The sequence below is a fragment of the Streptomyces doebereineriae genome (genome assembly GCF_031845645.1).
In the GTDB taxonomy this organism is placed as follows: Bacteria; Actinomycetota; Actinomycetes; order Streptomycetales; family Streptomycetaceae; genus Streptomyces; species Streptomyces canus.
Genome location: NZ_JAVREZ010000013.1, coordinates 1 through 16,752, shown reverse-complemented (window position 1 = coordinate 16,752; position 16,752 = coordinate 1). Strand labels below are relative to the sequence as shown.

16 protein-coding genes and 1 tRNA gene are annotated in these 16,752 nt (G+C 69.6%); 5 read left to right on the top strand and 12 right to left on the bottom strand.

Translation table 11 applies throughout. The annotated features are described in order from the left end of the window. Positions 1-4 precede the first annotated feature (4 nt). From RNB18_RS31880 to RNB18_RS31870, 3 genes are read right to left on the bottom strand one after another with little or no spacing between them, the layout of a single operon-like run. The gene (locus RNB18_RS31880; RefSeq protein ID WP_266383313.1) at positions 5-910 is read right to left on the bottom strand and encodes a carbohydrate ABC transporter permease; all 906 of its coding nucleotides are present in this window, start codon (positions 908-910) and stop codon (positions 5-7) included. Next, positions 907-1,938 (bottom strand): carbohydrate ABC transporter permease, encoded by a 1,032-nt coding sequence (locus RNB18_RS31875; protein WP_311717583.1) that lies wholly within the window; start codon positions 1,936-1,938, stop codon positions 907-909. Before RNB18_RS31875 ends, RNB18_RS31880 begins: the two co-directional genes overlap by 4 nt. Continuing rightward, positions 1,935-3,260 carry an ABC transporter substrate-binding protein gene (locus RNB18_RS31870; RefSeq protein ID WP_311717582.1) on the bottom strand — a complete coding sequence of 442 codons (1,326 nt, stop codon included), beginning with the start codon at positions 3,258-3,260 and terminating at the stop codon, positions 1,935-1,937. The genes RNB18_RS31875 and RNB18_RS31870 overlap by 4 nt, the downstream gene beginning before the upstream one ends. 354 nt (positions 3,261-3,614) lie before the next feature. Between RNB18_RS31870 and RNB18_RS31865 the strand changes: the two genes are divergently transcribed. Both RNB18_RS31865 and RNB18_RS31860 read left to right on the top strand, forming a co-directional pair. Next, the gene (locus RNB18_RS31865; protein ID WP_311717581.1) at positions 3,615-4,670 is read left to right on the top strand and encodes a LacI family DNA-binding transcriptional regulator; all 1,056 of its coding nucleotides are present in this window, start codon (positions 3,615-3,617) and stop codon (positions 4,668-4,670) included. Between the two features lie 44 nt (positions 4,671-4,714). Beyond that, positions 4,715-5,494, top strand: a complete 780-nt coding sequence (locus tag RNB18_RS31860) for a serine/threonine-protein kinase (RefSeq protein WP_311717580.1) — start codon at positions 4,715-4,717, stop codon at positions 5,492-5,494. Positions 5,495-5,503: 9 nt separating this feature from the next. Here RNB18_RS31860 and RNB18_RS31855 read toward each other — a convergent pair whose 3' ends face one another. Continuing rightward, complete coding sequence (locus RNB18_RS31855; protein ID WP_311717579.1) at positions 5,504-6,400, bottom strand: SDR family oxidoreductase; 897 nt, start codon at positions 6,398-6,400, stop codon at positions 5,504-5,506. Positions 6,401-6,560: 160 nt separating this feature from the next. Between RNB18_RS31855 and RNB18_RS31850 the strand changes: the two genes are divergently transcribed. Continuing rightward, positions 6,561-7,436 (top strand): LysR family transcriptional regulator, encoded by an 876-nt coding sequence (locus RNB18_RS31850; protein WP_311717578.1) that lies wholly within the window; start codon positions 6,561-6,563, stop codon positions 7,434-7,436. Between the two features lie 49 nt (positions 7,437-7,485). On the opposite strand, the gene RNB18_RS31845 is transcribed toward RNB18_RS31850, so the two are convergent. The 4 genes from RNB18_RS31845 to RNB18_RS31830 all read right to left on the bottom strand — a co-directional run bounded on the left by RNB18_RS31845 (position 7,486) and on the right by RNB18_RS31830 (position 10,249). Further along, positions 7,486-7,561 (bottom strand) — tRNA-His (locus RNB18_RS31845). 78 nt (positions 7,562-7,639) lie between these two features. After that, entirely contained in the window at positions 7,640-8,242 is a 603-nt protein-coding gene (orn, locus tag RNB18_RS31840) for an oligoribonuclease (RefSeq protein ID WP_057609681.1), read from the bottom strand. Positions 8,243-8,342: 100 nt separating this feature from the next. Continuing rightward, entirely contained in the window at positions 8,343-9,566 is a 1,224-nt protein-coding gene (locus RNB18_RS31835; RefSeq protein ID WP_311717577.1) for a GlxA family transcriptional regulator, read from the bottom strand. A 377-nt stretch (positions 9,567-9,943) separates the two neighbouring features. Next, on the bottom strand, positions 9,944-10,249 hold the full coding sequence (locus RNB18_RS31830) for a hypothetical protein (RefSeq protein WP_311717576.1): 306 nt from the start codon (positions 10,247-10,249) through the stop codon (positions 9,944-9,946). Between the two features lie 337 nt (positions 10,250-10,586). Between RNB18_RS31830 and RNB18_RS31825 the strand changes: the two genes are divergently transcribed. After that, positions 10,587-11,114 (top strand): universal stress protein, encoded by a 528-nt coding sequence (locus RNB18_RS31825; protein ID WP_020123262.1) that lies wholly within the window; start codon positions 10,587-10,589, stop codon positions 11,112-11,114. Positions 11,115-11,330: 216 nt separating this feature from the next. Here RNB18_RS31825 and glmS read toward each other — a convergent pair whose 3' ends face one another. Both glmS and RNB18_RS31815 read right to left on the bottom strand, forming a co-directional pair. Further along, positions 11,331-13,148 (bottom strand): glutamine--fructose-6-phosphate transaminase (isomerizing), encoded by a 1,818-nt coding sequence (glmS, locus tag RNB18_RS31820; protein WP_266564340.1) that lies wholly within the window; start codon positions 13,146-13,148, stop codon positions 11,331-11,333. A 12-nt stretch (positions 13,149-13,160) separates the two neighbouring features. After that, positions 13,161-13,418, bottom strand: a complete 258-nt coding sequence (locus RNB18_RS31815) for a hypothetical protein (RefSeq protein ID WP_266528077.1) — start codon at positions 13,416-13,418, stop codon at positions 13,161-13,163. A gap of 165 nt (positions 13,419-13,583) precedes the next feature. Between RNB18_RS31815 and RNB18_RS31810 the strand changes: the two genes are divergently transcribed. Further along, positions 13,584-15,146, top strand: coding sequence for a purple acid phosphatase family protein (locus RNB18_RS31810; RefSeq protein ID WP_311717575.1), 1,563 nt, complete (start codon positions 13,584-13,586; stop codon positions 15,144-15,146). Positions 15,147-15,157: 11 nt separating this feature from the next. Here RNB18_RS31810 and RNB18_RS31805 read toward each other — a convergent pair whose 3' ends face one another. Further along, the gene (locus tag RNB18_RS31805) at positions 15,158-16,051 is read right to left on the bottom strand and encodes a DUF4429 domain-containing protein (RefSeq protein WP_311717574.1); all 894 of its coding nucleotides are present in this window, start codon (positions 16,049-16,051) and stop codon (positions 15,158-15,160) included. A gap of 23 nt (positions 16,052-16,074) precedes the next feature. After that, positions 16,075-16,752: RICIN domain-containing protein (locus RNB18_RS31800; protein ID WP_311717573.1), on the bottom strand; the 678-nt coding region annotated here is incomplete at its 5' end.

The window sequence follows — 16,752 nt, the reverse complement described above, 5'->3', positions numbered from 1 at the left end:
GGTGTCAGCCCTTGATCGCGCCCTGCATGATGCCGCCTACGATCTGCTTGCCGAACAGGATGAAGGCGATCAGCAGCGGCAGCGTGCCGAGGAACGCGCCCGCCATGATCACGGCCTGGTCGGGGACGTAGCCGGTGCCCAGCGAGTTGAGGGCGACCTGCACGGTCGGGTTCTGCTGGTTCAGGGCGATGATCGGCCACAGGAAGTCGTTCCAGGCGAACACGAAGGTCAGCAGCCCGAGCACGGCCATCGCCGGCCGCGCGGCCGGGAAGACCACGTGCCACACCACCCGGATGCTGCTCGCCCCGTCCACCCGGGCCGCCTCGATCAGCTCGCTCGGCAGCGCCTGCACCAGGTACTGCCGCATGAAGAAGGTGCCGAAGGCCGTCACCAGAGTGGGCAGGATGACCGTCTGGAGCTGGTTCGACCATCCGAGGTCGGCCATCCACAGATACAGCGGTACGACCGCCAGCTGCGGCGGGATCATCATCGTGCCGATCGTCAGCAGCAGCAGAAAGCCCGAGAACCTGAACTGCAGCTTGGCGAAGGCGAATCCGGCGAGCGTGGAGAACAGCACCGTGCTGATCGTGATGGCGCCCGCGACGATCACGCTGTTGAGCATCGCGGTGCCGAGGCCGGCCTCGTCCCACGCGGTCTGCATGTTCTTGAACAGGTTCCCGCCGAACCACAGCGGCGGCGGCGTCTCGGCGAGCCGGTGGTCGGTGCGCGAGGCCGCGATCGCCGTCCACACCAGGGGCGCCAGCGAGACGAGCGCGAAGACCGCCAGGACCAGGTAGGTCACCGGGCCCGCGTGCAGCTGCTTGCCCGCGCCCATCACCCGACGGGAGGGGCCCCGCTTCTTCCCCGCCTGAGGCTCTGCCTGAGGCAGCGTCAGTTCACTGGTGGTCATTGGGACTTCCTCAGACGTCGGGTGACCAGCAGGTTGATCGCGGCGACGATCAACAGGATCAGGAACATGGACCAGGCGATCGCGGACGCCTTGCCGAGGTTGCCGATGATCCAGCCCTGGTCGTACATGTACAGGCCGAGCGTCTGGTACTGGTGCTCGGAGCCGCCCTTGGAGCCGCTGACCCCGCCGAACAGCAGGGGCTCACCGAAGAGCTGGGTCGCGCCGATGGTGGAGACCACCACCGTGAACAGGATGGTCGGCCGAAGCTGCGGGACCGTCACGTGGATGAACTGCTGCCAGCGGTTGGCCCCGTCGATCGCCGCCGACTCGTACAGGTCGGCCGGGATCGCCTGCATCGCCGCGAGGTAGATCAGCGCGTTGTAGCCGGTCCACCGCCAGATCACGATCGACGACACCGCGAACTGCGAACCCCAGTCGGACTCACGCCAGTTGATGGGGTCGATGCCCACGAAGTCGAGGAGCCAGTTGACCATGCCGCCGTCCCACGAGTACAGCAGCGTGAAGACGAGGGTCGCCGCCGCCACCGAGGTGGCGTACGGGGTCAGCATCACGACCCGCCATACGGTCGAGCCGCGCAGCCGGTAGTTGAGCAGGTGCGCGAGTCCGATCGCCGCCATCAGCTGCGGCACGGTCGAGATCACACCGATGGTGAAGGTGTTCTTGAGGGCGTTCCAGAAGAAGTCCGAGGACAGCAGGTTCTGGTAGTTGTCCAGGCCCGCCCAGGTCTGGGTGTCCAGCGAGGACAACTGCACGTCGTGCAGCGAGTACCAGGCCGTGTACATCAGCGGGATCAGCGAGAACGCCCCGAAGATGACGAAGAAGGGGGCGATGAACACGTACGGAGACGCCTTCATGTCCCAGCGGTACAGCCGGCTGCGCCAGGGGCTCTTGTCCTCGGGCGGCGGCGTACCGCGACCGTGAGCGCCCCGGGCCGCGCCCGGCTGGGAGCCGGGCGCGGCCTCGGCGCTCGACGCGGGATGCGCGAGTGCCTGCTTGGGGCTTGTCACTGGCCGAGCACGTCCTTGATCTCGTTCGTGGCCGCGTCCCAGCCCTGGTCGGGCGACTTGCCCTTCTGCTCGACCTGGAGGATGCCGATGTCGGTCAGCGCGGTGTTGATCGGCTGGTCCTTGACGCCGAAGACCTGCGCCGGGATCGTCTTCGCCGCGTCGGAGAAGATCTGCGTGATCGGCGCGTTGCTGAAGAACTCCGTGGTGGCGGGGGCCGGCTTCAGGGTCGAGTAGGCCGCCGGGGCCGACGGGAAGCTCGCCTGCTTGGCGAAGACCTTCGCCTGCTGCTCGGGCGCGGTCAGCCACTTGGCCAGCGCGATGGCCTCCTTCTGGTGCTTGCCCGCCGTCGGCACGCCGATGAAGGCGCCGCCCCAGTTGCCCGCGGTCGGCGCGGCCGCCACGTCCCACTTGCCCTTGCCCGCGTCACCGGACTTCTCCTGGATGTAGCCGATCATCCAGGCGGGGCAGGCCACGGTGGCGAAGGAGGCGTTCGCGTAGCCCTGGTCCCACGGCTTGTCGAACTGCTTGAGCTTCGCCGACATGTTGCTGGTCGCCACGGACATCGCGACGTCCCAGGCGTTCTTCACGCCGTTGGACTTGTCCCAGACGACCTTGCCGCTCTTGTCGTAGTAGCGCTCGCTCTCACCGTTGAGCACCGCGTTGTAGACGGAGGAGGCCGAGTCCACGTACTTGGTGCCGCTCGGCGCCTTCTTCATGTACTGCTTGCCGAGGTCGACGTACTTGTTCCAGTCGCCCTTCCACTGTGCGGCGAGCTTGGTGCGGTCGGTCTCCAGACCGGCCTTCTCGAACAGGTCCTTGCGGTAGCAGATCGCCATCGGGCCGATGTCGGTGCCGAGCCCGATGAGCTTGCCGTCCGCGGTCGTGGCCTGGGCGTTCTTCCAGTCCAGCCACTGCGACTTGTCGACGTCCTTGCCGAGGTCGACGAACTTGGAGCCCTGCGTCTGCACGGCCTCGGTGATGTTGCCGACCTCGATGGCCTGGATGTCGTCGGTGCCGGAGCCGGCCTGCAGCCGGGTGAGGACCTTCGGCCAGTAGACGTCGGTCCGGGTGGTGACGTTCTCCTTGATGGTGATGTCCGGGTGCAGCTTCGTGTACTCGTCGTAGAGACCGGCCTGCTTGTAGCCGAAGACTCCGAAGGTGCCGACGGTCAGCGTGGTCTTGCCGCCGCCGGAGTTGTTGCCCGAGCCCGACGGGTCGCCGTCGTCCGAGTCGCCGGCACAGCCGGCCAGCACTCCCGTAGTCAGTGCGGCGACGGCCGCCAGGGCCAACAGCCGGTGGGACCGGCGGGTAGTCGTGCGCATTGCGTCCTCCTGTTGCCTGACGTGCCGACCCCCCGGCCAACTGCGTTGTTGGACCCGTTAGTTCATGCTGCGGCTCGGGCGGGGAACGTGCGGGATATTTATGTGTCAGGTAGCGTGGGAGCGCTCCCACGTGTGATGTGTTGAAGGTTCGCGGGTTGGAGCGAGGGTGTCAAGGGAGTGCGCGAGGGGAGATGCCTTCAGTTATCAGCCTGTTAACTGGAACCACTCGGCCCGCCCGATGCCCGGGCACGAAGCTGTGGGGTGCGGGGGCGCCGGGCCCCGCGCCCGTCACGCCCACACGCGGGACTGTTAAATTCCAGGCCAGCTTAGAGACACGGTGGGAAGGCGGAGCCCATGGCAAGCCACGGAGCGCGGAGCCGGAGCGGTGGCCGGCCCACCCTCGAAGAGGTCGCCGCGCGCGCCGGCGTCGGCCGGGGGACCGTTTCCCGGGTGATCAACGGCTCGCCCCGGGTCAGCGACGCCACCCGCGCGGCGGTCGAGGCGGCGGTGGCCGAGCTCGGGTACGTCCCGAACACCGCGGCCCGGGCCCTGGCGGCCAACCGCACCGACGCGATCGCGCTGGTCGTGCCCGAACCGGAGACGCGGTTCTTCGCGGAGCCGTACTTCTCGGACATGCTGAAGGGTGTGGGCGCCGAGATCTCGGACACCGAGATGCAGCTTCTGCTGATCTTCGCGGGTAGCGACCGCGAACGCCGGCGCCTGGCCCAGTACCTGGCGGCGCACCGGGTGGACGGCGTCCTGCTGGTGTCGGTCCACGCCGACGATCCGCTTCCCGACCTGCTGTCCCAGCTGGAGATCCCGGCGGTGATCAGCGGCCCGCGCTCGGCGGCGGAGACCCTCCCCTCCGTGGACTCCGACAACTACGGCGGCGGCCGCTCGGCCGTGGAGCACCTCCTGGCCGGCGGTCGCAGTGCGATCGCGCACATCACCGGCCGCCTCGACGTGTACGGCGCCCAGCGCCGCGTCGACGGCTACCGGGACGCGCTGCGCGATGCGGGCCACGAGGTGGACGAGCGGCTCATCGAACCCGGCGACTTCACGGAGGAGGGCGGCCGACGGGCGATGACGAAGCTGCTGGCCCGCCGCCCCGACCTGGACGCGGTCTTCGCCGGTTCGGACGTCATGGCGGCCGGCGCCCGCCAGGTCCTGCGCGAGGAGGGCCGGAGCATCCCCTCCGACGTGGCCCTGATCGGCTACGACGACTCGGCCATAGCGCGCCACATGGACCCGCCCCTCACCAGCGTTCGCCAGCCCATCGAGGAGATGGGCCGCCACATGATCGACCTCCTCCTCTCGGAGATCGCCGACCGCCGCCCGGCGGTCTCCCGGGGCCTGGAGCGCAGACAGGTGGTACTGGCCACGGAACTGGTGGCGCGGGCGTCGTCCTGACCTCAGCGTCAAGAGGTTGAACGCAAGGATCACCCTGGAAGGCCATGACCGCCCATCCCCTGCTGGACGTTGACGAGATCCCCGGGACCGAGCCGTACCTGCGGACCGTGGGCCAGGTGTTCCGTTCCTTCCGCGAACAGGACTCCGGCTGCCTCTCCCACGGAGTCCGACTCCCCGACGGCACCCGCTGGTTCGTGAAGGAGGCCACGACCGACCGCGGCCGGCGCTCGCTCGACCGCGCCTGGTCCTTCCACCGCACGGTCCGGCATCCGGCGATCGTCCCCCAGCTGCACCGGATCACCGTGGGAGACCGCCGTGCGGCCGTCGTCATGCCGTGGCACGACGGCGAGATCCTCTACGACCGCACTGCCCGCGCCCGCTTCCACGCCCTGCCCCTCGCCCGCGCCCACCACGCCCTGGACCGCATCCTGGACGCCCACCTCGCGGTCGAGGCCGCGGGCCAGGTCGCCGTGGATCTCTACGACGGCGCCTTCCTCTACGACTTCGGCGCCCACGAGCTCCACCTGATCGACCTGGACGAGTACCGCCCGGGCCCGTTCGTCCTGACCGAGGACCGCCTCCCGGGCTCCACCCGCTTCATGGCCCCCGAGGAGTGGCGGCGCGGCGCCGTCATCGACCTCCGCACCACCGTCCACGTCCTCGGGCGCACCGCCCGCCTCCTCCTGGACGCAGGCCCGGGCGAGGACGCCTTTCGCGGTACGGCCGCACAGCTCGCGGTCGTCGAACGGGCCACGTGTGCGGAGCCGGGCGAACGGTTCGACGGCGTACGGGAGTTGGTCGAGGCGTGGCGGGCGGTGTCGTAGCCCAGCGGCTCAGGCGGTCCTGAAGTAGTGGCCCGCCTCCAGGTCCGGGATCAGCGCGGGGTGCTCCGGCTGCCAGTCCAGCAGCTTTCGGGTCAGCGTGCCGGACGCCCGCATGTCGATGGAGGCGAAGCGGCCGAGCCAGCCGAAGTGGTCCATGGCCTCCTCGGGGGCCACGCTCGCGACCGGCACCCCCAGCCCCCGCCCGACGGTCTCGGCGATCTCGCGGAACGGCACCCCCTCGTCCCCGATCGCGTGCAGCCGTACGCCCGCCGGAGCCGCCTCCAGGGCCAGCCGGAACAGCCGGGCCGCGTCGAGCCGGTGCACGGCCGCCCAGTGGTTGGAGCCGTCGCCCACCATGGCCGAGACGCCCTTGTCGCGCGCGAAGTCGATGAACATGGGCACGAAGCCGATGTCGCCCTCACCATGCACGCTCGGGGGAAGCCGCAGCACCGCCGAGCGCACCCCGCGCTCGGCGAGCGCGAGCGTCGCGAACTCCGAGGCATGCCGGTGCTTGGCGGGGGAGTCCGGGTCGGCCGGGTCCTCCTCGGTGCCGAGGCGCCCCGGTGCGGTCAGCAGCCCCGAGGTGACCACGAAGGGCTTGCCGGTGCCTTCGAGGACGGACCCGATGGCCTCGATCGCCCGCAGGTCGGCCTCGCCGGAGCTGGTCAGATTGGTGAAGTCGTGGATGAACGCCAGGTGCGCCACCCCGTCGGCCGCCTCGGCACCCCGGCGCAGACTGTCGAGGTCGTTCAGGTCCCCGCGGTGCACCTCCGCTCCCGCGGACTTCAGTGCCTCCACGGACCGGTCCGAACGGGCCAGGCCCAGGACCTCGTGCCCGGCGTCGAGGAGTTCACGGGTGACGGCGGAACCGACGAAGCCGGTCGCACCGGTGACGAATACACGCATGGTGATCCTTCGCTGTGTCGAGTGATGGTCCCAGCGTGCGGAGGAGAGAGCGAGCGAGTCCAAAGCTTGTTCCGCATTGCGCAATACGCATCAGGCATGACCGCAGGTGGCGGGCCGTTTATACGGACATCGGCCGCGAACCCGGGCGTACGCTTCGGGCATGACCGACCTCGACCTCCGGCTGGTCCGGTATTTCACGGCCGTCGCCGAGCACCGGCACTTCGGCAGGGCCGCCGAAGCGCTGCACATCACCCAGCCGTCGCTGAGCCGGCAGATCCGGCGGCTGGAGCAACAACTGGGCGCGCGTCTGCTGGAGCGCACCCCGCAGGGGAGCAGCCTCACCGAGGCGGGGGAGGTGTTCCTGCCCCGGGCGAAGGCGCTGCTGCGCTCGGCGGCCCAGGCGGCGAGCCTTGCCCGGGCGGCCGCCGAGCCGAGCCGGATCACCGTGGGGTACACGGCGGGGATCATCGTCACCCCGGCGGTGCGTGCACTGCGCGAGCGCTTCCCGGACGCCGACGTCAGGACCGCGCACGTCGACTGGGGCGAGCGGACCACGGCCCTGCCCGAGCTCAAGGTCGACGTACTGGTGACCCGGCTGCCCTTCCCGACCGACGGGGCGCAGGTGACGGTCCTCTACGACGAGCCCCGGGTCCTGGTGCTCCCGGTCGGTCACCGCCTCGCCGGCAAGGAGTCCGTCACCCTCGACGACATCGCCGACGAGCCGCTGGTCCGGGTGGCCGACCCGGTCTGGAACGCGTACTGGCGCATCGACCCCCGACCGGACGGCCGACCGGCACCCGACGGTCCCCTGGCCGACGCCCTGGAGGACAAGTTCGAACTCGTCGCCTCGGGACAGGCCCTGGCCATCACGGCGTTGCCCAGGGCCGGTGCGCTCCGCCCGGACATCACCGCGGTCCCGCTGCACGGGGTCGACCCGGCCCACGTGGTCCTCGCGACCCGTGCCGAGGAGCGGAGCCGGCTGGTCGCGGCCTTCCGCAAGGCCGCGCGGGCCTTGCTCAGGGCGTCCGACTCCTGAAACGACCTCAGCCGGTGACCCTGTCTCCAGGATCACCGGCTGAGGTGAGTGGGGTGAGTGACGGGACTTGAACCCGCGGCCACCTGGACCACAACCAGGTGCTCTACCAACTGAGCTACACCCACCATGTTCGGCTGTCCTGGGTTTCCCCGACCGGCCGAGAAAAAGTGTACAGGGTCTGAAGGGGTGCTCGCGCCCGGCTTTTAACGCCCAGGCAGAACGTGCTTCGCGGCGATCGTCTTCGCGGTGTCGGAGTCGGGCCCGGGCTGCGGGACGAAGATCGCCTCGCGGTAGTAGCGCAGCTCCGCGATGGATTCGCGGATGTCGGCGAGGGCGCGGTGGTTGCCGTTCTTCTCCGGGCTGTTGAAGTAGGCCCGCGGGTACCAGCGCCGGGCGAGCTCCTTGACGGAGCTGACGTCCACGATCCGGTAGTGGAGGTAGTCCTCCAGGGTGGGCATGTCCCGGAGCAGGAAACCGCGGTCGGTGCCGACGGAGTTGCCGCACAGCGGGGCCTTGCCGGGTTCCTTGACGTGCTCGCGGACGTAGGAGAGGACCTGGTCCTCGGCGTCGGCGAGCGTCGTGCCGCCGGACAGCTCCGTGAGCAGTCCGGACGCGGTGTGCATCTGACGCACCACCTCCGGCATCGTCTCCAGCGCCTGGTCCGGCGGGCGGATGACGATGTCCACACCGTCGCCGAGCACGTTGAGCTCGGAGTCGGTGACGAGGGCGGCAACCTCGATGAGCGCGTCGTCGGACAGCGAGAGGCCGGTCATCTCGCAGTCGATCCACACCATGCGATCGTTCATGCGAACACCCTACGGCTGACGTCTGCTTTTGTGGTGCCCCGCGTCGGTGCGAGGACCTGTGACACCGGGCGGGCCGTGTGGCCCGCCCGGCGTCGGGACGTCATGTGCCGCTGCGCTGCCCCGGCAGGCTCGCCCGGCCGCCGACGTACAGCTCGCGGCCGTTCTCGGAGGGCGGGCCCACGGGCGCCGGGGTGCGGCGGGTCTGGATCGGCACCGGACCGCTGTCCGGGTGCAGCTGCACCGGCGGGCTGGGCGCGGGACCGGTCGGACCCACGGAGCCGTCGCTGTCCACCGGCTTGTCGCTCTGCGGACGACGGGCCCGGTACGCGGCCCGGTAGGCGGCCGGGGACGAGCCCAGCTGCCGCCGGAAGTGCCCGCGCAGCGCCACCGGCGAGCGGAAGCCGCAGCGGCCCGCGACCTCGTCCACCGAGTAGTCGGACGTCTCCAGCAGCCGCTGCGCCTGCAGCACCCGCTGCGTGATGAGCCACTGCAGCGGGGCCGAGCCCGTCAGCGAGCGGAACCGGCGGTCGAACGTACGACGGCTCATGTACGCCCGCGCCGCCAGCGTCTCCACGTCGAACTGCTCGTGGAGGTGCTCCAGCGCCCAGGCGACGACCTCGGCGAGCGGGTCGGCGCCGATCTCCTCTGGTAAAGACCTGTCGAGGTAGCGCTCCTGGCCGCCCGAGCGGCGCGGCGGGACCACCAGCCGACGGGCCAGCGCGCCGGCCGCCTCGTTGCCGTGGTCCGTCCGCACGATGTGGAGACAGAGGTCGATTCCGGCCGCGGTACCGGCCGAGGTCAATACGTCGCCGTCGTCCACGAAGAGTTCTCGTGGATCGACGTGCACCGACGGGTAGCGCTTGGCCAGCGTCGGTGCGTACATCCAGTGTGTTGTCGCGGGGCGGCCGTCCAACAGGCCCGCCGCGGCCAGAACGAAGGCGCCGGTGCACAACCCGACGATGCGGGCGCCCTCCTCGTGCGCCCGGCGCAGAGCGTCGAGCGCCTCCTCCGGCGGCGGTGAAGTGATCGAGCGCCAGGCCGGTACGACGACCGTGCCCGCTCGTGAGATCGCTTCCAGGCCATGCGGTGCGGTGAGTTCCAGGCCCCCTGTGGTCCGCAGTGGGCCTTCTTCGCCACCGCACACCAAAAGGCGGTAGCGCGGTACGCCGGCGTCCTGGCGGTCAATCCCGAACACCGACAACGGTATGGAACTCTCGAAGATGGGGCCGCCGCTGAACAGCAGCACCGCGACGATCTCCTTGCGGCGTCGCCCGGAAAGCTTCCGGGCCGCGGCTTCCGGCGCGGCAGTGGAGTCGTGGCTCATACTGCTAAGCCCCCCTCGGTGGTCGCGGCTCCTCGGTTGTGTCGCTCCTGCACGTTTCCCCTCGGTCCTGCACGAGTCCCCCGCCGTAAGACGTCAAGATCGAATCTACTGTGTCCCGTGGTGTCGGCGTGACCAGTTCGTCATCCGGCACATTGTCGACATGGCAACTTGGCGTAAAGCATTCGATCACGAAGCGTTGCACTCGTGGGCCGTGCAGGGAAGTGCGCCTTGTGGCAGTGGCTAATCCACGTAGGGTGCGCAGGGCGCCGGAGACCCTATCCGTGCAGGTGGAACGGGGGTTGAGGGGTGGTCGGGCCAAGGGACACGCCCACTGCGGAAGTTGGCTGAAAAGAATCGTCCGGGTGCATGGAAACCGGTCAGCCGACCGGTGTATTTCCCCCGGTGTGACGACCGCCTCGATGGGCCCCGGTGCCGCTCCTGTGATGACGGCCACGATGGGGTGCCCGCTCCTCCGCCCGCAGTTGGGCCGCGCCGCGCTCCGACTGGCGCAGGAGGATACGGCAGACGGCCGTGACGGCGGCGAGACCGAGGGCCGTGCCCGCCGCGCCGGCCAGCGAGGTGCCGTAGCAGACAAGAACCACGGGGACGAGGACGCAGCTGAAGGCCGCCCAGCGGACCACGTCCGTGGTGGAGTCCTCGGAGGGCGGTCGGTGTCCGGTCATCGCGTGCTCCCTGTGGCGTCTCCCTGCGGGGTGGCTCACGGAGGTCAACGCGCGTTCGACCAGTCGGTCACTGTATCGAGGGGCCGTCCGGTGGGTCCGGGGCAGGAGTGGCCACCTGAACCCTGTGCAAACCGCCTGTACAACGCAGCAACCATTGCGTGACGGGCGCCCCCTCGTGCATGCTCCCTGGAACCCCCACGGACCGAGGGCGGGCGCTGGGCGAAGGAGGCTTGCCGCCGTACCCTTGGGGGTATGGGGTTGGGAAGATGATTCCCGGACACAGCTCCGCCGCACACTGTCGTCCCTCCCACACAAGGATCACAACGCCGAGACAGCCATGGCCGGTCACGAATTCTTCGAACCAGCGGACCGCAAGCGGCCCGTCGCCGATCCCACGGCGGCCGAGCCCCTGGCGGCGGAAGAGCCACGCCACTCCTGCGACCCCGCCTTCAAGCACGGCGTCGTGGTCGGCTTCGACGGCTCGACATCCAGCGAGCGCGCCCTCGCGTACGCGATCGGCATGGCCCATCGCTCCGGCTCGGGCCTGATCATCGTCCATGTCGCCAACCGGCTGCCCACCACCGTGTGGGCCGGCTGTGAGCCACCGGTCTTCGTCGACGTGCCGGATCACCGCACCGAGGTGCTCGGCCTCGAGCTCGCCTGTGCCGACTACCTGGCCGAGGTGCCCTGGATCCTCGTCGAGCGCGGCGGGGACATCTGCCACGAGCTCGAGGAGGTCGGGCGGGAGTACGAGGCGGACGCGATCGTCGTCGGCTCCACCCACGGCATCGTGGGGCGCATCTTCGGCTCTGTCGCGGGGCGGCTCGCCAAGCGGGCGAAGCGGCCCGTCATCGTCATTCCGTAACTCGCCCTTCTCCCAGGTGAGATGGGTAAATCTACTCACGCGTAGAGGTGTTTGTGCCCTTGTGAAGGGCATATAGGGGTCACCGCAGCACTGCTGCCGGCCGGGGCGTGACGGCCACCGGTCAGCTGCGCGGGCCGGGAGTCGGGCGGCTTCCCGGCGATGAAACGGACCCCGCGTGAAAGGTGGCATCACGTGGGGTCCGTTCTCTTTGGGGTGCTACTCGACCGTCACCGACTTGGCGAGGTTCCTCGGCTTGTCGATGTCCCGGCCCAGCGCCAAGGCCGTGTGGTACGCGAGGAGTTGGAGGGGGATGCCCATCAGGATGGGATCCAGCTCGTCCTCGTTCTTCGGGACCACGATCGTCTCGTCGGCCTTCTCCTGGTGCTGGTGGGCGACCGCCAGGATCCTGCCGCTGCGGGCCTTGATCTCCTCCAGGGCGGCGCGGTTCTTCTCCAGGAGGTCGTCGTCGGGGACGATCGCCACCGTCGGGAGGGCCGGCTCGATCAGGGCCAGGGGGCCGTGCTTGAGCTCGGAGGCGGGGTAGGCCTCGGCGTGGATGTAGGAGACCTCCTTGAGCTTCAGGGAGGCCTCGCGGGCCACCGGATAGCCCCGCACGCGGCCGATGAAGAGCATCGAGCGGGCCTCGGCGTACTGCTCGGCCAGCTTCCTGATGTGCTCCTCCTGCTCCAGCATCTCGGTGATCTGCGCGGGGAGCTTGCGCAGGCCCTCGATGATCCGCTTGCCGTCGCGGACCGAGAGGTCCCGGGTGCGGCCCAGGTGGAGGGCGAGGAGGGCGAAGGCCACCGTCGTGTTGGTGAAGCACTTCGTGGAGACCACGCAGACCTCCGGGCCCGCGTGCACGTAGATGCCGCCGTCCGCCTCCCGGGCGATCGCCGAGCCGACCACGTTCACCACGCCCAGGACGCGCGCGCCCTTGCGCTTGAGCTCCTGGACGGCCGCGAGGACGTCGTAGGTCTCACCCGACTGCGAGACCGCGATGTAGAGGGTGTCCGGGTCCACGACCGCGTTGCGGTAACGGAACTCCGAGGCGGGCTCCGCGTCCGCGGGGATGCGGGCCAGCTCCTCGATCATCTGGGCGCCGATCATGCCCGCGTGGTACGAGGTGCCGCAGCCGAGGATCTTCACGCGGCGGATCTGACGGGCCTCGCGTGCGTCCAGGTTGAGGCCGCCCAGGTGCACGGTGGAGAAGCGGTCGTCGATGCGGCCGCGCAGGACGCGGTCCACGGCGTCGGCCTGCTCGTGGATCTCCTTGTGCATGTAGGTGTCGTGGCCGCCCATGTCGTAGGAGGCGGCCTCCCACTCGACGGTGGTGGGCTCGGCCGTCGTGCGGGTGCCCTCCGTCGTGTAGGTGCGGAAGTCGTCGGCCTTGAGGGTGGCCATCTCGCCGTCGTCCAGCGTCACTATCTGCCGCGTGTGGGCGACCAGCGCGGCGATGTCCGAGGCGACGAACATCTCCTTCTCGCCGATGCCGAGGACGACCGGGGAGCCGTTGCGGGCCACCACGATGCGGTCGCTGAAGTCGGCGTGCATCACGGCGATGCCGTAGGTGCCCTCGATCACCCGCAGGGTGTCGCGGACCTTGTCCTCCAGCTTCTCCGCCTGGGAGCGCGCGATGAGGTGGACGAGGACCTCGGTGTCGGTCTCGGAGAGGAACTCGACACCGTCCGCCTCCAGCTTGCGGCGCAGGTCGGAGGCGTTGTCGATGATGCCGTTGTGGACGACGGCGACCTTGCCCTCGGCGTCCAGGTGCGGGTGGGCGTTCACGTCGGAGGGGGCGCCGTGGGTGGCCCAGCGGGTGTGGGCGATGCCGGTCGTGCCCTTGAAGCGGGCCGGGACCTTGGCCTCCAGGTCGCGCACCCGGCCCTTGGCCTTGACCATCTTCAGGCCTGCCGTCTTCGGCGAGGTGACGACTATGCCGGCCGAGTCGTAGCCGCGGTACTCCAGGCGCTGCAGACCCTCCAGGAGCAGAGGGGCGACATCACGCTTCCCGATGTAACCGACGATTCCGCACATATGTATGCATTCCTAGCCGTAGACGATGCGCCGTAGCTGCCTGAGCGTGAGCTCGGGCGGTGCCACCGCTCGGTATTTCAGATCCGCCTCGATCCGTCCGAAGATCTCCGTGTTCACCAGGCCCTGTGCCTGGAGCTCGCGGTGGCGGCGACGGACGAACTCCACGGTCGTCTCGTCGAAGTAGGCGAGCACGTCCTGGATCACCCGCAGCGCCTCGCCCCGGCTCAGGGGTGTGGACCGCATCAGATGATCAACCAGGTCGTCGTGCACCCGGTAGATCCTGGGGTACCTGGAGCCGTTTCGCAAGAATCCTGCCCGGTATCGGGCAAGCTGCTGTTGATGTTCTTATGAACGTCTGTTCGCAAGCTGTCCATCCTGCGTCTTACACCTCGTTGCTCATGGCGACGAGTTTCAGACGTCATGGACATTCCTCGTATGGGCGTACCCGACCAGCTCGCCGAGCGCATGAGCATGGCCGAGCAGCACGAGTACCTGCGCGCCAGATTCTCCCGGCGCAACATGATCAGGGGCGGCGCCGTCACGCTGGGCGCCGTCACGGGTGGCGCGTTCGTGCCGGGCGCCGTCGCCCAGGCCGCCACGCCGACCCGGACCTTCGCCAGTGCCGAGAGCGTCGACGGCGCACTCGTCGCCCCGTTCGGCCGTCACCTCGCCTACGGCAGCGATCCGCGCACCGAGATGACCGTCTCGTGGCAGGTGCCGGTCGCGGTCAAGAAGCCGTTCATCCGGATCGGCGCCCGCCCCTGGGACCTCTCCCGCAAGATCGAGGCCGAGGTGCGCACCCTGTACACCCCGGCCGGCGTCGGCGCCAGCGGCGATCACACGCAGTACTACGTGCACGCCAAGCTGAGCCGGCTGCGCCCCGGCCAGACCTACTACTACGGTGTCGGCCACCAGGGCTTCGACCCGGCCGAGCCGCACCTGACCGGCACCCTGGGCACCTTCACCACCGCGCCCGCCCACAAGCAGCCGTTCACCTTCACGGCCTTCGGCGACCAGGGCGTCAGCTACCACGCGCTGGCCAACGACAGCCTGCTCCTCGGCCAGAACCCGGCCTTCCATCTCCACGCGGGCGACATCGCCTACGCCGACCCGGCCGGCCAGGGCAAGACCTCCGACACGGTCTTCGACTCGCGCACCTGGGACCAGTTCCTCGCCCAGACCGAGTCGGTCGCCAAGTCCGTGCCGTGGATGGTGAGTTTCGGCAACCACGACATGGAGGCCTGGTACTCGCCCAACGGCTACGGCGGCGAGGAGGCCCGTTTCACGCTCCCCGACAACGGGCCGGACAAGGCGCATCTGCCGGGCGTGTACTCCTTCGTCTACGGCAACACGGCGGTCATCTCGCTGGACCCCAACGACGTCTCCTTCGAGATCCCGGCCAACCTCGGCATCTCCGGCGGCACCCAGACCACGTGGTTCGAGGGGCAGCTGAAGAAGTACCGGGCCGCGAAGGACATCGACTTCATCATCGTGTTCTTCCACCACTGCGCCTACTGCACCTCCACCGCGCACGCCTCGGAGGGGGGCGTGCGCCAGGAGTGGGTGCCGCTGTTCGAGAAGTACACGGTGGACCTGGTCATCAACGGCCACAACCACCAGTACGAGCGCACCGACGTCATCAAGGGCGACAAGGTCGCCAAGAAGCTCCCGATCGGTGAGACGGCCTACTCGGAGACCGAGGGCGTCGTCTACGTCACGGCGGGCGCCGCGGGCCGCAGCCTGTACGCGTTCAGCGCGCCGGACTCGTACGAGGGCCACCTCAACGAGCAGGACTCGGTCGCCTCCTTCATCAACACCAAGGACGGCAAGGTCAACGAGACCGTCGCCTGGTCCCGGGTGCGCTACCTCAACTACTCCTTCCTGCGCGTCGACGTGGAACCCGCCGCACGGGGCCACTACGCCAAGCTGAAGGTGTCGGGCATCGCCGAGACCGGTGACCGCATCGACCACTTCACGGTGGCGCGCAAGGCGAAGTAACCCGCCCCGGATCACATGCGCTTGAGGATCGCCTGCTTGGCCATCGTGAACTCCTCGTCCGTCAGGACACCCGTGCGGTGCAGCTCACCGAGCTCGCGCAGCCGGCGCAGGAGGGCATCGTGACCGTCCTCGGCGGAGCCGACCGGAGAAGAAGGCGTTTCCGGTCGTACGTCCCGCGATGTGCGTACGTCGATGGCGGCGGCCCGGGCCGGGTGCGGAAGCCTGGCCTGGACCGCCGCCGCGACCAACGCCATCAGCGGGTCCTTCTTGAAGCCCCACAGCTCCACCGCGTTGGGGTCGTACTTCGGCGGGGCCTTCGTCGGAGCGTGCCGCACGGTGAAACGCAGGTGGCCGTTCTCCAGGCCGGCCGCGGGCTGCCACTCCACGGCGACGACGTCGGTCAGGGCGAGGGTGCGGGGCCCCGCGGAGGCCTTGGCGTCCTCCGTCTTCCAGTTCCACTCCAGCCGGATGTGCTCACCGTCGAAGGCCGCGGTGCCGTCACCCGCGGACACGGCGAGGGGGACGGCCGGGCCCGGAAGCAGATACCCGTCCACGGGGTCGGTGGGGACCTGGTCCAGGAGCAGTGCGCTTCGGACCTCGTCCACGAAGTACTCGGCCACGCCGTAGCGGTCCGACTCCACGGTCAGCTGGTAGGGGTCGTGCGGTTCGGTCAGCCGGCCGCCGGTCGCGTGCAGCAGAGGATCGGCTCCGTCGCGCAGCCGCAGCCTCAACCGGCCCGTCTTCTTGCCCTGTTCGAAGGAGATGCCCGCCAACGCGCCCAGCGGGACGACGAGTTCACCCAGTTCTCTGCGCAGCAGCCCGACGTTCTTGTCTCTTCCCGGAGTCAGCCGCAGAGCGTCGCCGTCGAAGACCCATGTGCCGTCCTTCTGGAGGATTTCCGCCATGGGGAAATTCTGGCATTCGGGGCTCAGTTGCCCAGCGCCTTGTCCAGGACGTCGTCGAGGGCGAAGCGGGTCGCCGCGCCGGGGGTCCCGGTCGGCAGCATGCGGATCTCGCCGTTCGTGGTCCCCACGGCGATGGCGGGCTTGTCCTGGCAGACCAGGGTGAAGGTCTTGTCCTGGTGGGTCTTGAGGAGGAACGCCTGGTCCTCGGGGTAGGGGGCGGCGTCCCCCTGCGCGTAGGCGCACGGCCGCAGCTGCATGGGGTCGCCCACCGCCCGGTCGCCCGCGATGTCCAGACAGAACGTCGACGCCACATGCTGCAGAGCGACGGCCCCGTCCCCGATGTCGACGACCCGCCACCGCTGTGTCGTGCCTCCGTCGCAGGCGCTCGGGGCGGGGATGTCCGGAGCCTCACCGGCGGCTGCGCCGACACAGGGCCCGGCCGCGCTCTTCAGCGCGACGGTCGCGAGCACGGTCCCCGCCGCTTGGGAGAACGAGGGCGAGGGCGAGGCCGAGGCGGACCGCGCGGGTCCGGCCGGCGGCGGACCGTAGGAACCGGTGGGCCGCTCGCTCTGCCCGACGTCGGACAGCAGATTCAGTGCTACGGCGGTGGCGGCGGCGGTCACCACGACGGCGACGGCGATGGCGAGCACCGGTCGGCGGGGGCCGGGATCGGCGGGGCGGGGTTCGGTCGGGGTGGGGGG

Excerpts from the sequence above, each read along its gene's own strand:
- orn (WP_057609681.1), bottom strand. The coding sequence starts at position 8,242 with ATGAACGATCGCATGGTGTGGATCGACTGCGAGATGACCGGCCTCTCG.
- RNB18_RS31855 (WP_311717579.1), bottom strand. The coding sequence starts at position 6,400 with ATGCGTGTATTCGTCACCGGTGCGACCGGCTTCGTCGGTTCCGCCGTC.
- RNB18_RS31865 (WP_311717581.1), top strand. The coding sequence starts at position 3,615 with ATGGCAAGCCACGGAGCGCGGAGCCGGAGCGGTGGCCGGCCCACCCTC.
- RNB18_RS31835 (WP_311717577.1), bottom strand. The coding sequence starts at position 9,566 with ATGAGCCACGACTCCACTGCCGCGCCGGAAGCCGCGGCCCGGAAGCTT.
- RNB18_RS31830 (WP_311717576.1), bottom strand. The coding sequence starts at position 10,249 with ATGACCGGACACCGACCGCCCTCCGAGGACTCCACCACGGACGTGGTC.
- RNB18_RS31870 (WP_311717582.1), bottom strand. The coding sequence starts at position 3,260 with ATGCGCACGACTACCCGCCGGTCCCACCGGCTGTTGGCCCTGGCGGCC.
- RNB18_RS31880 (WP_266383313.1), bottom strand. The coding sequence starts at position 910 with ATGACCACCAGTGAACTGACGCTGCCTCAGGCAGAGCCTCAGGCGGGG.
- RNB18_RS31860 (WP_311717580.1), top strand. The coding sequence starts at position 4,715 with ATGACCGCCCATCCCCTGCTGGACGTTGACGAGATCCCCGGGACCGAG.
- RNB18_RS31850 (WP_311717578.1), top strand. The coding sequence starts at position 6,561 with ATGACCGACCTCGACCTCCGGCTGGTCCGGTATTTCACGGCCGTCGCC.
- RNB18_RS31810 (WP_311717575.1), top strand. The coding sequence starts at position 13,584 with ATGGGCGTACCCGACCAGCTCGCCGAGCGCATGAGCATGGCCGAGCAG.
- RNB18_RS31825 (WP_020123262.1), top strand. The coding sequence starts at position 10,587 with ATGGCCGGTCACGAATTCTTCGAACCAGCGGACCGCAAGCGGCCCGTC.
- glmS (WP_266564340.1), bottom strand. The coding sequence starts at position 13,148 with ATGTGCGGAATCGTCGGTTACATCGGGAAGCGTGATGTCGCCCCTCTG.
- RNB18_RS31805 (WP_311717574.1), bottom strand. The coding sequence starts at position 16,051 with ATGGCGGAAATCCTCCAGAAGGACGGCACATGGGTCTTCGACGGCGAC.